Source organism: Bradyrhizobium sp. AUGA SZCCT0158 (genome assembly GCF_018130065.1).
Lineage (GTDB): Bacteria > Pseudomonadota > Alphaproteobacteria > Rhizobiales > Xanthobacteraceae > Bradyrhizobium.
Genome location: NZ_JAFCME010000008.1, coordinates 107206 through 121158 on the forward strand (window position 1 = coordinate 107206; position 13953 = coordinate 121158).

The following is a 13953-nucleotide window of genomic DNA, read 5'->3' on the forward strand; positions in this document are numbered from 1 at the left end:
TTTGCCCACCCTTCGCATCCCCCGCCCTAGGCGTTGGCCGCAGCCGGTTGCGCTGCATTCGCGGCCGCGACATCCATCCACATCACTTCCCAGATATGGCCGTCGGGATCCTCAAAGCTGCGGCCGTACATGAAGCCGTAATCCTGCTTCGGGCAGGGATCGACGCCGCCGCCCGCCCTCTCGGCCTTGCCGACGACATCGTCGACTTCCGCCCGGCTGTCGGCGGAGACGCAGATCAGCACCTCGCAGGAAGTCTTGGCGTCCGCGATCTTCTTCGGCGAGAACTGCATGAACTTCTCATGGGTCAGCAGCATCGCGTGGATGGTGTCGGAAAACACCATGCAGGACGCCGTGTCGTCGCAGAACTGCTCGTTCTTCACGGCGCCGATCGCCTGGTAGAACGCAGTGGCGCGGGCAAGGTCGCTGACCGGCAGGTTGACGAAGATCATTTTGGCCATGAATGGGCTCCTTTTCGAGGGGTTCGGAGAGAGGACGAATGCCCGGGGGCCGATCCGACATCGGTCCTGGATTTTTTTTCGGCCCGATTTTCGGTGTCATGAGGGGGCTTGGCAGGACTTCGGCAAACCAGCTTCGGCATACCCCAATACGAAATGCCCGGCGCGAGGCCGGGCATGACAAATTCGACCGTTATCGCGAGGGGAGAAGTTACGATTTCTTCTCCGCAGGGTCCCGGTGCACCGGGTCGACCCACAGTACGGTCTCCGGCTTTTCGATCGGCTCGATGTCGAGGTTGATCGCGACCGCTTCGCCGTCGCTGCGCACCAGCACGCATTCCAGCACCTCGTCGCGGCTGGCGTTGATCTCCTGGTGCGGCACATAGGGCGGCACAAAGATGAAATCGCCGGGCCCGGCTTCGGCAGTGAATTGCAGCTGCTCGCCCCAGCGCATCCGCGCCTTGCCCTTCACGACATAGATGATGCTTTCGAGATGGCCGTGATGATGCGCGCCGGTCTTGGCGTCGGGGCGGATCGTCACGGTGCCCGCCCATAATTTCTGCGCGCCGACGCGGGCGAAATTGATCGCGGCCTTGCGGTCCATGCCCGCGGTCGACGGCACGTTGGGATCGAGCTGATTGCCGGGAATGACTCGGACGCCATCATGCTTCCAGCGATCGGCGTCGTGGCTGTGCGAGTGATCGCCGTGAGAATGATCGTGCGAGTGATCGTGTGGATGGTCGTGAGAACCTGACATCGCGCTGCTTTCCGTAAAATCGTTCGGTGGCCAAGCGTACATAAAAACGTGAACAGAAACCAGCGTTTAGAGGAACCGCTGGCGCATTGGTGCGTTGCCTTATCGAAGCACAAACATCAGAAGGAATGTTCCATGGGTAGCACGGCAGACAAGCTTAAAGGCACCGCCAACGAAGCCATCGGCAAGGCCAAGCAGGGCATCGGCGAAGCCACCGGTTCTGAGCAACTGCAGGGCGAAGGCGTGATCCAGGAAGTCAAAGGCAAGGGCCAGAAGGCGATGGGCGACACCAAGGAAGCTGCCAAGGAAGCCCTCGACAAGGCCGCCAACGCGGCAAACAAGAATCTCTGATCGCGCTGATTGCGTGAAACTGAAAGACCGGCTCTTTGGGGCCGGTCTTTTGTTGTTATCGTCATGGCCGGGCTTGTCCCGGCCATCCACGACTTACTTTCTGTCCGCGTGAGAAAGAAAGACGTGGATGCCCGGCACAAGGCCGGGCATGACGGAGAGGTTCAGGCTTAGCACCGCTTGCCCATCACGGCCGGATGGACAACGTTTGAAGCGAGCAGCGGTTACTTCACCGCCAGCAATTCGACATCGAACATCAGCGTGGCGTTGGGCGGGATGACGCCGCCGGCGCCGCGCGCGCCATAGCCCAGCGCGGGCGGAATGATCAGCGTGCGCTTGCCGCCGACCTTCATCGAGGCGACACCCTCGTCCCAACCCTTGATGACGCGGCCCTGGCCGATCGGAAAATCGAACGGCTCGTTGCGGTCGACCGAAGAGTCGAACTTCTTGCCCTTCTGGCCATTTTCATAGAGCCAGCCGGTGTAGTGCATGACGCAGGTCTGGCCGGGTTTCGGCGACGCGCCGGTGCCGACCGTGCTGTCGATGATCTGCAAACCTGAAGCTGTGGTCATGGGTTTTCCTGCGGTCTGGGCCGATGCGATTGTGGGAACGAGAGGTAAAGTAACGGCAGCCGCGACGGCTGTGAACGCAGTCTGGATGATCGTGCGCCGGGAAGATCGCATCTAGTTACCTTTCTCGATAAGTCGGAACGTGTCTAGCGCAACGGACCTGATGTTGTCACCCCGTCGGCGCGGGAAATACCCACGGAATCGACGCCATTCCGGTGTGGTCCATCAGCGCTTTTCCGCAACTTCTGCAACCCGATCGGACAGCTTCGCTATCGCCCTGCTATTTCATCTTGACGCCGGGCTCCCGGCCCCAAACCCGCAATTGACCCAGCTTGCCGACAAAGCCTGCCACGTCCTTTGGCGAAGCCAGAGCAATAAAGCCTTCGTCGATGTCGGCCTTTCCGATCCCGGCTTTCGCAAACAGCGGTGTTGCCGCTTCCACGTGACCGATGAACTTGCAATGAGCGAACGCATCGGCGACGAAATCCCGCGCGGTGGATTCCTGCAGCAGATCGTCCATTGCGGAAGCCGCCGGCAGCAGTGCAACCGCATCGTACAATACCGAGGGACCGCCATCGATCATCTGATCAGCCTCGATCCAGCTCCCGTCGCCGGCCTTGGCTGCTCCCACCCTCGGGGCGATGATTTCGAACGTGGCGCCTTCCTTGGTGAGCGCCTTCTGCAACGCTTTCAGCAACGCAGCATCGGTGCCGTCGGTGACGAGAATACCGAGCTTGCGGCCTTCGAACCGTTGCGGCCCGTTCTCGACGATGCTCAGTTTCGACGACGGATCGAGGTCCTGCCGCGTCGGCATTGCCGCAGCGGCCGGTTTGGGCATCGCTTTCAGCCCGAGCCCTGTGCCGACCCTGCCCGCCAGCGTCTCGTCGATGTTGAGCAAATGCGACACCATCCGTTCGCGAATAGCTGATGTTTTCACCTTGCTGAGTTCGAAGGTCAGCGCCGCCGCGATATGATGCTGCTCGCCGCGGGTTTGGCTGATCAGGAACTGCCGCGCCTGGCTGTAATGATCGGCGAAGCTCTCCGCGCGCAGGCGGCGTTTGGCGCCCTGCTCCACGTCCGCAAACGGCACGAAGCCGCGCTGCGGGGATTCGCGCGGGCCTTCGCCGAACGAGTTCGGCTGATAGTTGACGCGCCCGACCGGGTTGCGCATCGCCATATGACCATCCTGCTGGAAATGAGCGAACGGACATTTCGGCGCGTTGATCGGAATATGGGTAAAGTTCGGGCTGCCCAGCCGCTTCAACTGGGTATCGAGGTACGAAAAATTGCGCCCCTGCAGCAGCGGATCGTTGGAGAAGTCGACGCCGGGCGGCACGTTCTGGGTCATGAACGCAACCTGTTCGGTCTCGGCAAAGAAATTATCCGGCATCCGGTCCAGCACCAGACGGCCGACCGGGACCGGCGGCAGCATTTCTTCCGGAATGATCTTGGTAGGATCCAGCACATCGAACTCGAAACGGTCCGCGAAGGCCTGATCGAACAGCTGAAACTGCAGTTCCCATTCCGGAAAATTTCCGGCCTGTATCGCGGACCAAAGGTCGCGGCGATGGAAATCCGGATCGGCGCCGTTGATCTTCACGGCCTCGTTCCACAACACCGACTGTAGGCCGAGCTTGGGCTTCCAGTGGAATTTGACGAACGTCGACTCCTGCTTCGCATTGACGAGGCGGAATGTATGAACGCCGAACCCTTCCATGAAGCGGAACGAGCGCGGAATGGCCCGGTCCGACATCACCCACATGATCATGTGCATGCTTTCGGGGGTGAGACTGATGAAATCCCAGAAATTGTCGTGGGCGGATTGGGCCTGTGGAAACGCGCAGTCCGGCTCTTCCTTCACCGCATGAACGAGGTCCGGAAACTTGATCGCGTCCTGGATGAAGAACACCGGAATGTTGTTGCCGACGATGTCCCAATTGCCTTCCTGCGTATAGAGCTTGACGGCAAACCCGCGCACATCGCGCGCCAGATCGAACGAGCCCTTTGCGCCCGCCACTGTCGAGAACCGCACAAAGGCCGGCGTTCGCTCGCCGCCGCGCTGAAACAGGTCGGCACGGGTGTATTTCGAAAGCGGCTTGTAGTTCTCGAAGAAGCCGTGTGCGCCGTAGCCGCGGGCATGAACCACCCGCTCCGGAATGCGCTCGTGGTCGAAGTGGAAGATCTTCTCGCGGAAATGGAAGTCTTCGAGCAGCGTTGGTCCGCGGGGGCCGATCTTGAGCGAGTTCTGATCGTCCGACACCGGGCCGCCCTGGGCGGTGGTCAGCACCGGCACATCACCTGTCGCGACCTGATGCAGTTCGCCGCCCTCGCCGCGACTGGGTTTCTGATCGTGAATCGTTACCGATCGGGCGGATATGGCTTTGCCGTTGGCGGCGGAACTGGAAGATTTGGCCATGAATTTTCCTTGTTAAGACAACGGCACCAGGTTTTGAGGATCAGCTCGGCGCGTTGCACGCCGACACCCATGCAGAGCGCGACTGCAAGCCGTGCAGCAACAGATCGTCCAGGGTCTTGATGTCTTTTGAAGACAACCCCATTTGCATCTCCCGATTGAACATTTTGAAACCGAGGCGCGTTAAACATTTCAGGACGGTCAAATGTTCCTGTCGGCGATTCACAAATGGGACGAGCTAGGTTTCAGACCTCATGTCGCGGAGCTTGAAGGCGAGCACGCTCGCCGAAAGGGCAGCGCCGACGCCGTTAGCAGCGACAATGACCCAGTCGCCTTTCAGCAATCCGTAAGCGATCCAGCACACCAGACCCGACGTCAGAACGACCAGCATGGTTAGCGAAAGATCGGCGGTCGATCCGCGCGGCCACGCCTTCTGCACCTGCGGAATATACGACAGGGAAGTAAGAGCGGCGGCGCAGGCTCCGATCCACGGAGCGAAGTCCTGGATCATTTCGATCGCGCCTTAAGTGAATGGGGTGGATCCGGAGCCTCACTGCGGGGCCCCAGATCTCTAACGATTCATGAATAGTGCGAGAAGTAGAATGATCGGAAGCGGAATTCCGATCAACCAGAGAAGCGCGCCTTTACCGAAACCCATGTCGGCCTCCATGCATTGATGACTGGACAACGCGTGGCGAAGAGAGGGGTTCCGACAATGCAATCCTTCAGCCGATCAGTCCGCCATCCCGGTCCAGCGCGAAATCGCGCAGCAACGGCGAGGTCGCGCCCGCGATCAAATCGCCGATCAAATGCGCGGCGAGATAGCTGAACGTGATTCCGTTGCCGCCATAGCCGTACGCGGCAAAGACGCCCTTTTGCCCCGGCACCGGGCCGATCAGCGGCAGGCCGTCGCGCGTGGTGTCGAACGTGCCGGACCAGCGGAATTCGATTTCGGTGTTCGCGATCGGCCATAGCGCCGCAAGCTTTTGTGCGAGAATCCTGGACTTCTCGGGGATCAGGCGGTCGCGCGCCTCCGGCTCGATCACATCCTCGCTGTCCTCACCGCCGATGATGATCCGCCCGGCCCGCGTCGTGCGCGCATAGTGATAAGCCTTGCTGTTCTCCCAGATCAGCACGGCGTCTTTCCAGATGTTCTGCGGTTGCGGCGTGGTGGCAATCGCCCAGCTCGACGACACCGCGTGCACGGTCGAACGGACGATATCGGGCATCGTATAACCGGTCGCGAGTATCACCGAACGCGCCTCGATCTCGCGGCCATTGGCCATGGTGACACCGACTGAACGTCCCGCAGGATCGAACGCCACAGCCTCGCCATCGAACAGACGAGCGCTACGCGCAACGCAAGCGTTGAGAAGCCCGCGCGCCAGTTGCATGGGATCGGAATCGGCGGCGCCCGGCGAGACAATTGCGCCTGCGCGCGCAAATCCAAAAATCTCCAGCAGCCTGGCATGGTCGAGATAATCGCCGGGCAGACCGGCGCGTTGGCGCAAGCGATGTTCTTCGATCAATTCACCTCCGGTGTCACCGGCCGCCAGATAAAGCGCATCCCTGTCATGCATGTCGCAGGCGATGCCGAGCTGTGCTACCAGCGATTTCAGGCCGGTGACCGCGTTCAGGCTGGCGCGATAGGCGCGCGACGCGCGCTCGAAGCCATAGGCGTCCGTCAGTTCGGTGAGAGAGCGGTCGATTTCCCACAGCAGCATCGAGGTGCTGGCTGCGGTGCTGCCGCGACCCGGCAACTCGCGATCGACGATCACGACGTCGAGGCCCTGGCGAGTCAGGCGTTCGGCGACCAGCGATCCGGTGATCCCCGCGCCGACGACCAGCGCGTCGCATTTGAGATTCTCGCTGACCTCACGACGCGCCGGATGTGCGGCCGCCGCAAACCACGGCGATTGTCCGCCGTGCAGATCGGCCTGTTCGCTGTCGTCGGTATCGAGAACGCTGATCACGGACCTCAGGGGGCTGACGCAGGACAAACCGGCGCACGTCCGCGCCCATCGCTTAACGAAAGCGATGGGGGTCTGGTTCCGTTGTGTGGGGTAGACCGGGGCCAGTAACCTCTGCCCCGATAGCCTTAGTATCCGAGTGCGCAGCCATCCTTGCGGGGATCGGAGCCGCCGACCAGCGTGCCCTTGTCCCAGTCGATCCAGATCGCCTGGCCGCCGCCGAGCGGGCCGACCACACTGGTGGTCTTGTGCCCGATCTTCCTCAGGCCCTCGACGATATCAGCCGGCACGCTGTCCTCGAGCTGGTAGACGCCCTCGTAGTGCAGGCCCCGCGGCATATCGATCGCTTCCTGCACGTCGCAGCCATAGTCGATCATGTTGGTCAGCACATGGCTCTGGCCTACCGGCTGATACTGCCCGCCCATCACGCCGAACGGCATTAGCGCGCGGCCGTTTTTGGTCACGAGGCTCGGGATGATCGTATGCAGCGGCCGCTTGCCCGGCGCGATGCAATTGGGATGGCCGGGCTGGATCCGGAATCCGCCGGCGCGGTTCTGCAGCAGCACGCCGGTGTTGTTGGAAACGATCGCCGAGCCGAACGAGTGCGCGATCGAGTTGATGAACGAGCAGACGTTGCGGTCCTTGTCGACCACCGTGATGTAGACGGTGGACGGATTCATCGGCGGCGCGACGTTGGGCAGGTCGAGCAGTCCGTCCATCCGGATCTTGCTGATGTGCTCTTCGGCGAACTCCTTGGCGAGGATGCCGGCAACATCGACGTGAACCTGCGCGGGGTCGCCGATATATTGCTCGCGCATCATGTAGGCGATGCGCGCGGCCTCGGCCTCGAGATGAAAACGCTCGACGCTCAGCGCGGGATATTTCGTCAGGTCGAAGCGCGAGAGGATGTTGAGCATGACCAGCATGGTGATGCCCGGGCCGTTCGGCGGGCACTGCCAGACGTCGTGGCCCTTATAGATGGTGCCGATCGGCGACGTCGTCTCGGTAGAGTGGGCTGCGAAATCCTCCAGCGTGTGCAGGCCGCCGATGCCGCGCAGGGTATCGACCATGTCCGCGGCGATCTCGCCGGTATAGAACGCGTCGCGGCCATTCCTGGCGATCGCGCGCAGCGTCTTGCCCAACTCAGGCTGGTGGATCACATCACCGGCGGAGGCGGGCTTGCCGTGCGGCAGCAAATAGCGCTCGGTGTTGGTGCCGTTCTTGAGTTTCTCGAAACCGTTCTTCCAGTCGAAGGCGATGCGCGGGGCGACGATGTAGCCTTCTTCCGCGGCCTTGATCGCCGGCTGCAGCAGGGTATCGAGGCCCATCTTGCCGTGGTCGCGCAGGATCGTATCCCAGGCGTCGATGCTGCCCGGAATGCTGACGGCGTGCGCCGAGGTCAGCGGCACCGAGTTGATCTTGCGCTCCAGATACCACTCGGCGTTTGCCGCCATCGGCGCGCGGCCGGAGCCGTTATAGGCGACGATCTTTCCTTCGCCCTTGGGCTGGATCAGCGCAAAGCAATCGCCGCCGATGCCGGTCGATTGCGGCTCGATGACCCCAAGCAGCGCGCAGGCCGCGACCGCGGCATCCGCGGCGGTGCCGCCCGCGCGCATCACGTCGACCGCCACCAGCGCCGCGGCGGGATGCGAGGTCGCCACCATCGCGTTCTGGGCATGGACCGTCGAGCGGCCGGCGAAATGGAAATTCCTCATCAGGAAAGCTTTCTTTTCAGCGTTTTCTTTGGCCACGCCAAGGGTCGGGCGCGGGCTAACCGTGGGTTCTTGGCATATTCATCCCGGATTGGGCAATGGCTGGTATGCCAGAGATTTCACCACGAGGGCAGGCCGGCAAACGCAGGGGGTAGCGGCTGATTTTGCAGGGTTTCCCACTCGCTGCCCGCCTGATACACGGTCGCGATGCCCCTCAAGGTCGCCACCTTCTATCAGTTCGCCGCGCTGCCGGATTTCCGGGAACTGCGCGAGCCCCTGCGCGCGTTCTGCGCGGGCCTTGGGCTGAAAGGCAGCGTGCTGCTGGCGCATGAGGGCATCAACGGCACGATCGCCGGCGAACCTGCCGCTATCGACGCTCTGGTCGAGGAGTTGCAAGCAGGCGCCCTGCTCGGCGGCCGGCTCGACAATCTCGAACTCAAATTCTCCCAAGCCGCCACGATGCCGTTTGCGCGGCTGAAGATCCGGCTCAAGAAGGAAATCGTCACGCTGGGCGACGCGATTGCCGACCCGACCCGGCAGGTCGGCACCTATGTGGAGCCGGCCGACTGGAACGCGCTGATATCAGCGCCCGATACCCTCGTGATCGACACCCGCAACGCCTTCGAGGTCGCGATGGGGACGTTCGAAGGCGCGCTCGATCCCGGCATCAGGAGTTTTGGGCAGTTCAAGGATTTTGCCGCGCGGCAGCTGGATCCCGCCAAGCACCGCAGGATCGCGATGTTCTGCACCGGCGGCATTCGCTGCGAAAAGGCCAGCGCCTATTTGCTGGCGCAAGGATTTAGCGAAGTCTATCACCTCAAGGGCGGCATTCTTCGTTACCTGGAAGGCGTGCCGAAAGAACAAAGCCGCTGGCGCGGCGAATGCTTCGTGTTCGACGAGCGCGTAGCGCTTGGGCATGGCTTGCAGGAACGGCAGATCAGCGAGGGCTCTCATGAGTGAAGCCAATGCACTTGGCGAGCGCATCGACGCGCTGGAGATGCGGCTGACGTTTCAAGACGTAACCATCGAGACGCTGAACCAGACCATTACCGAACAGTGGAAGCAGATCGACGCCCTGACGCGCCAACTCGCGGAGCTGAAGGAGCGGCTGCAGGACGCCGAAAGCAACATCACCGGTCCGGTCAACGAACGGCCGCCGCATTATTGAGACAACAAATGGAAACGGCCCCCGCCAGGGAGGCCGTTTCGTCAAACTCAACGCTGGTCAATAAAAACCAACGCTGCTTAATACCGTTCGCGCTCGATGATGACCTTGCGGTCGGGGTCGTAATCGCGCTTGCGCTTGATCACGACGGTCTCGTCGCGATCACGGTACTCACGCTCGCGGATCACCTCACGGTCGCGATAGCGGTCACGGTCGACGCGGCCGACGGTGACGCCAGCGCCTCCCGTTCCAACGCCGACACCGACGCCGACATCCTGCGCACTCACCGGCTGAACGAAGGAAATTCCGGCTACCGCGACGGCAGCCATTACAAGATGCTTGATCATCGCATGTTCCTCTCTGTGGATTTATCTCTGTGAGTTATCTGGGAGCAATTCGGGGTGATATGAATCGTTCCGGCGCAATCACGCACGCTGCAATTGCACTACGCGTGCATGCCAAACCAGATCGCGAGCGCGATCATGGCAGCCACGATCGCGGCCCAGACCACCGGCGCGGCTTGCTTCGAACTGCCGCTACGCGGCGAGTTGTTGGCGGCGTGGTTGAATTCAGTCTTCATCACATCACCCGCCAATAAGTGCTAGCGGAAAACCGCGAGTACCTTGTCCCACAGCGTTTCGTTGGCGCGATCGCCGTCATGTTTCGACGGCGCCGGTTGCGCGGCGCTGGCGGGGTCGGAGGCGGGGAAACTGCCCTCCAGCCCGGCATCGAGCTTTTCGTGCATTTCCCGATCGGCCAACAGCGCCTCACGGGGGTCATCGGCGTGCTTGTCATGCGCCGCGGGATTGAATTTCTCAGCCATGTCGTCCTCCATGGGAATACAACGTCGGCGATTGGCCGCAGTTCCGCTTTGCTCATGCCGAAAAAACGTTCCAGCAAGCGGAACTTGCGCCGGATTCCGTCGTATGCCGGTGCAGCGGTTGCGATACAGGGAAATCCCGAGATTGCGCTGATATGTCCGCCCCTGAAGAGCCGCTCCCCGCCCCTTTGCTCCGAATGCCAGATGAGAATGATACCGAGTTCCGCTAGCCAGACTCCGCGAATGTGGGAGTGTCGGCGCTGCGGCCATAAGAACCCGCTTCAGAAAACCACTAGCTTTCAGCCTGGCCGCCGCTTCCTGCGACGCCACCGAAAAACAGCGCGGACAGCTGCTTCATGACGACCCGAGCATGATCGTTGTCCAGCTCCAACTTCGCGCAAAGCAACCCTTTGACGGGAGGCAGCGGCGGCAAATAGTATTCCTTTGCGTAAACCAGGTCTGGCGGAATCATGCGTCTGGGAATTGCGGTAATGCCGATGCCCGCCCTTAGCGCCGCCAGCTTCGCATGAAAATCGGGGCTATTGAAAACAATCCTGTAGGAAAGCCCCTGCTTCACCATCGTCCGTATCATCCAATCGTCACCGGGCCATGTCAGCAGCGGGATCGGCGCACCGGGACTGAGCACAAAGTCTTTCGAACGTACCCAGAGCATCGGATCTTCGCATTCATTGATGACCAGCTCTTCGACCTCGGCCTTGATCGCCTCATTCTCATAAATGCAGGCCATGTCGATATAGCCGTCGGTCAATCCCTTCCCGATCGCCGTCGAATGATCCGTGTGGATCATGATGTTGGCCATTGATTGCTGCGTTTGATGCTTGACGAACTCCGGGACGAACAGAGTACTTAGTCCGAGCCGCAGTGGTTTCGGACCGATAGTGTTACCACCGAGCCGCAACATCTGATCGTTCGCTTCGAGAATTCGTCGCGCATGGTGCAAAGCAAGCTTGCCAAGCTCGGTGGTCGTCGTCCCATTGGCCGTCTTCACAAACAACGAGCCGCCGATCATGCTTTGCAGCCGTTTCACCTGCGAGCTTATCGCCGGCTGGCTCAATCCCAGCCGCTCACCTGCTTTGGACAGGCTTCCGGTCTCTGATATGGCGACGACGGTACGAATGATCTCGATTGGAATATGCATGTGAAAATTTTGTCGGTGCGTCAAAACGGTCCTCCACAACCGCACTAATGGCCCCCGCCCCCGGGATCAATAAGAATCAATATTGGTATTGCAGGCGGTTGTACGCCAATATGTTTACTATCCAACAGGAAAACACATTCCATGTGACCGCTAGGGTGCATATCCCGTATTTGTCCGGGCGCGTCCTTTCGATCGGGCATCCGCCGCAGCATTGCGCGCATTGATGGACCCATAAAAAGCTGAGGTCTCACAGCAATGGATCAACCGCTCCAATTCTCAGAAGAAGTTTTATAGCGCGTGTTCACCCATCCCTGAGATGCTGAACGAAAATCAGCATCGTGAGGTACAGGTGATGCGTAAACTGGTTCGTTGCTGCCGTGGCGTATCTGCGATCGAGTTTGCGATACTGGCGCCGGTGTTTCTGTTGCTGGTATTCGGAATAGTTGTCTTTGGCGCCTATCTGGCCATGGTCCACGGCGTGCAGCAGCTGGCCGCCGAAGCCGCCCGTTCGTCCATTGCGGGGATGAATGATAGCGAGCGAAGGAGTCTCGCCGCGAGTTACGTCACCGCCAATGCATCGACCTATCCACTGCTTACGGCGAATGCGCTCTCCGTCAATGCCGCTGCATCGGCCGACGACGCCAACGTATACGTCGTCACGGTAAACTATGACGCGTCGCGTAGCTTCATCTATCAATTGCCGTTCGTTCCTGCCCCGCCATCCACGATCGTCCGCTCCGCGGCGATCCCGAATGGAGGGTTCTGACTTGATAACGAAGCCGATATTCCGGCGGTTTCGCGCCGACGAGCGGGGCAACATAGCCATCATGGGTGCCGGCCTGATGGTCCTGGTGATCGGATGCACCGCGCTTGCGGTTGATCTTGGAACGATCTTCGCTGACCGGCGCAAGACCCAGAGCACCGCCGACCTCGCTGCCATTGTTGCTGCCAGCAATCTTTCCAATGCGGTGAACGCTGCGACGGCGACGGTCGTGAAAAACAACTATCCCGCAAGCTCGATGGTAAAGCTCGAACTCGGAACATACACTGCCAACAGCGCCGTTTCGCCGCAGACCCGCTTCGTGACACCGGGGGCCGGCACCGCGAATGCAGCACGCGTAACCTTGAACACCCAGACGCCGCTGTACTTTGCACGCGTCTTCACCGGCACCAACCAGTTCACGATAAAGACTTCAGCCACCGCGTCGTCGACCGCCATCGCGTCGTTTGCCATCGGCTCGAGATTGGCATCGGTGAATAACGGATTGATCAACGCCATGCTCGGCGCGACCCTCGGAACCAATCTGTCGCTATCGGTGATGGACTATGAAGCCCTCATCAGCGCTCGCATCGACGCGCTGGATTTTCTCTCCGCGTTGGCGACACGCATCAACCTGACCGGCGCCACCTACGACAGCGTGCTCACCAGCAACGTTAAAGTCGCCGACATCATCGCGGCGGCATTGACCACCCAGCAGACCGCCAATGGAGCGAACGCCGCGACAGCTGCGTTATCGACGATCTCGCAAGCCGTCTCCAGCAGCACGACAAAAATCAAGCCGGGATCACTGATCGACGTCGGTCCGTATGCCAATCTCCCTACGGGACAGAAAGCCAAGGTTGGCGTCGGCGTGTCGGCGCTTGATCTGGTGTCAGCCACGGGCCAGGTCGCAAATGGCACAAACCAGATCGCAACTTCCGTCAATCTCGGTTTGCCGGGCATCGCCAGCGCCTCCCTCACCGCGACCATCGGTGAGCGGCCGGTCGGCTCCGGATGGATTGCGCTCGGTACGAAAGGCGCCAGCGTGCATACTGCGCAGACCCGCATTCTGCTGTCGGTACAATTGGTCGGCAGCGGCGCTGTTCCCGTGGTCAATTTACCGCTGTACGTCGAAATAGCGTCCGGCACGGCCACGCTCAACGCCCTGAACTGCGGACGCCCGAATATCAACACATCGACCGTCACGCTCGGCGTAACGCCCGGAATCGTCGATGCATGGATCGGCAACGTGACGACAGCCGAGCTGAAGAACTTCACAAGCAAGCCGAACCCGCCCGCAGCCACGCTGGTCAATCTGGGTGCAGTGACAGTCACCGGTCGCGCCCACGCCGGGATGGGCAACACGACCGCCAAGAGCGTCGACTTCAGCTACTCGGACATCCAATCCCAGGTCAAACGGACGATGACGACCACGAACTTCACTTCGTCCCTCACGTCGAGCCTGCTTGGGGATCTGTCGCTGTCCGTGAATGTGGGCCCGTTAGGACTTCCCGTTCCCGGACTCGGCTCGACCGTCAGCGGCATCCTTGGCGGTGCGACCGGTTCGATCGATCAATTGCTGGCCTCGGTGCTTGCGACGCTCGGTGTGGGTATCGGACAGGCCGACGTCTGGGTGCTTGGAATCCGCTGCGACGGAGCCGTGCTGGTAAACTAGCAATCCTCTCTGAAGGTTGAACCGGATTGGGGAATCCGGCGCTTCTCGATAACCATCGATTGAATAGCGATAGCCATCAAACGCTTGGCCAAGCCTCAACTGGCGTGTATCAGGAACGGCGTCTCTTACCCGATACATGGCTGGAACCAACGT

16 protein-coding genes are annotated in these 13953 nt (G+C 60.8%); 5 read left to right on the forward strand and 11 right to left on the reverse strand.

Features of this window, described 5'->3' with window-relative positions:
* Positions 1–26 precede the first annotated feature (26 nt).
* Both JQ574_RS13590 and JQ574_RS13595 read right to left on the reverse strand, forming a co-directional pair.
* Entirely contained in the window at positions 27–458 is a 432-nt protein-coding gene (locus JQ574_RS13590; RefSeq protein WP_212209184.1) for a VOC family protein, read from the reverse strand.
* Positions 459–666: 208 nt separating this feature from the next.
* On the reverse strand, positions 667–1212 hold the full coding sequence (locus JQ574_RS13595; RefSeq protein WP_212209183.1) for a cupin domain-containing protein: 546 nt from the start codon (positions 1210–1212) through the stop codon (positions 667–669).
* Positions 1213–1344: 132 nt separating this feature from the next.
* On the opposite strand from JQ574_RS13595, the gene JQ574_RS13600 reads away from it, so the two are divergent.
* Positions 1345–1560, forward strand: coding sequence for a CsbD family protein (locus tag JQ574_RS13600; protein ID WP_212209182.1), 216 nt, complete (start codon positions 1345–1347; stop codon positions 1558–1560).
* Between the two features lie 221 nt (positions 1561–1781).
* Here the strand turns inward: JQ574_RS13600 and JQ574_RS13605 are convergent, their stop codons facing one another.
* The 5 genes from JQ574_RS13605 to ggt all read right to left on the reverse strand — a co-directional run bounded on the left by JQ574_RS13605 (position 1782) and on the right by ggt (position 8224).
* A complete protein-coding gene (locus tag JQ574_RS13605; protein WP_212209181.1) occupies positions 1782–2240 on the reverse strand; it encodes an FKBP-type peptidyl-prolyl cis-trans isomerase in 459 nt (152 codons plus the stop codon).
* Positions 2241–2406: 166 nt separating this feature from the next.
* Complete coding sequence (locus tag JQ574_RS13610; RefSeq protein WP_212383597.1) at positions 2407–4542, reverse strand: catalase; 2136 nt, start codon at positions 4540–4542, stop codon at positions 2407–2409.
* A gap of 235 nt (positions 4543–4777) precedes the next feature.
* Complete coding sequence (locus tag JQ574_RS13615; protein ID WP_212209179.1) at positions 4778–5050, reverse strand: SemiSWEET family sugar transporter; 273 nt, start codon at positions 5048–5050, stop codon at positions 4778–4780.
* Between the two features lie 214 nt (positions 5051–5264).
* Positions 5265–6512, reverse strand: coding sequence for an FAD-dependent oxidoreductase (locus JQ574_RS13620; RefSeq protein ID WP_312014629.1), 1248 nt, complete (start codon positions 6510–6512; stop codon positions 5265–5267).
* A 125-nt stretch (positions 6513–6637) separates the two neighbouring features.
* Entirely contained in the window at positions 6638–8224 is a 1587-nt protein-coding gene (gene ggt, locus JQ574_RS13625; protein ID WP_212209178.1) for a gamma-glutamyltransferase, read from the reverse strand.
* Positions 8225–8428: 204 nt separating this feature from the next.
* Here ggt and JQ574_RS13630 point away from each other — a divergent pair, with 204 nt between their 5' ends.
* The gene (locus JQ574_RS13630; protein ID WP_212209177.1) at positions 8429–9181 is read left to right on the forward strand and encodes a rhodanese-related sulfurtransferase; all 753 of its coding nucleotides are present in this window, start codon (positions 8429–8431) and stop codon (positions 9179–9181) included.
* Positions 9174–9389, forward strand: a complete 216-nt coding sequence (locus JQ574_RS13635) for a SlyX family protein (protein WP_212209176.1) — start codon at positions 9174–9176, stop codon at positions 9387–9389. Before JQ574_RS13630 ends, JQ574_RS13635 begins: the two co-directional genes overlap by 8 nt.
* A 77-nt stretch (positions 9390–9466) precedes the next feature.
* On the opposite strand, the gene JQ574_RS13640 is transcribed toward JQ574_RS13635, so the two are convergent.
* From JQ574_RS13640 to JQ574_RS13650, 4 genes are all read right to left on the reverse strand, one after another.
* A complete protein-coding gene (locus JQ574_RS13640) occupies positions 9467–9733 on the reverse strand; it encodes a hypothetical protein (protein ID WP_249119320.1) in 267 nt (88 codons plus the stop codon).
* A gap of 98 nt (positions 9734–9831) precedes the next feature.
* Positions 9832–9966, reverse strand: a complete 135-nt coding sequence (locus JQ574_RS35505; protein WP_283813718.1) for a hypothetical protein — start codon at positions 9964–9966, stop codon at positions 9832–9834.
* A 21-nt stretch (positions 9967–9987) separates the two neighbouring features.
* Positions 9988–10209 (reverse strand): hypothetical protein, encoded by a 222-nt coding sequence (locus JQ574_RS13645; protein WP_212209175.1) that lies wholly within the window; start codon positions 10207–10209, stop codon positions 9988–9990.
* 289 nt (positions 10210–10498) lie between these two features.
* Positions 10499–11365 carry a LysR family transcriptional regulator gene (locus JQ574_RS13650; protein ID WP_212209174.1) on the reverse strand — a complete coding sequence of 289 codons (867 nt, stop codon included), beginning with the start codon at positions 11363–11365 and terminating at the stop codon, positions 10499–10501.
* A gap of 352 nt (positions 11366–11717) precedes the next feature.
* Between JQ574_RS13650 and JQ574_RS13655 the strand changes: the two genes are divergently transcribed.
* Both JQ574_RS13655 and JQ574_RS13660 read left to right on the forward strand, forming a co-directional pair.
* Complete coding sequence (locus JQ574_RS13655; RefSeq protein ID WP_212209173.1) at positions 11718–12131, forward strand: TadE/TadG family type IV pilus assembly protein; 414 nt, start codon at positions 11718–11720, stop codon at positions 12129–12131.
* Positions 12118–13800: a pilus assembly protein TadG-related protein gene (locus JQ574_RS13660; RefSeq protein WP_212383625.1), complete on the forward strand. Its 1683-nt coding sequence runs from the start codon at positions 12118–12120 to the stop codon at positions 13798–13800. The genes JQ574_RS13655 and JQ574_RS13660 overlap by 14 nt, the downstream gene beginning before the upstream one ends.
* Positions 13801–13953: the final 153 nt, after the last annotated feature.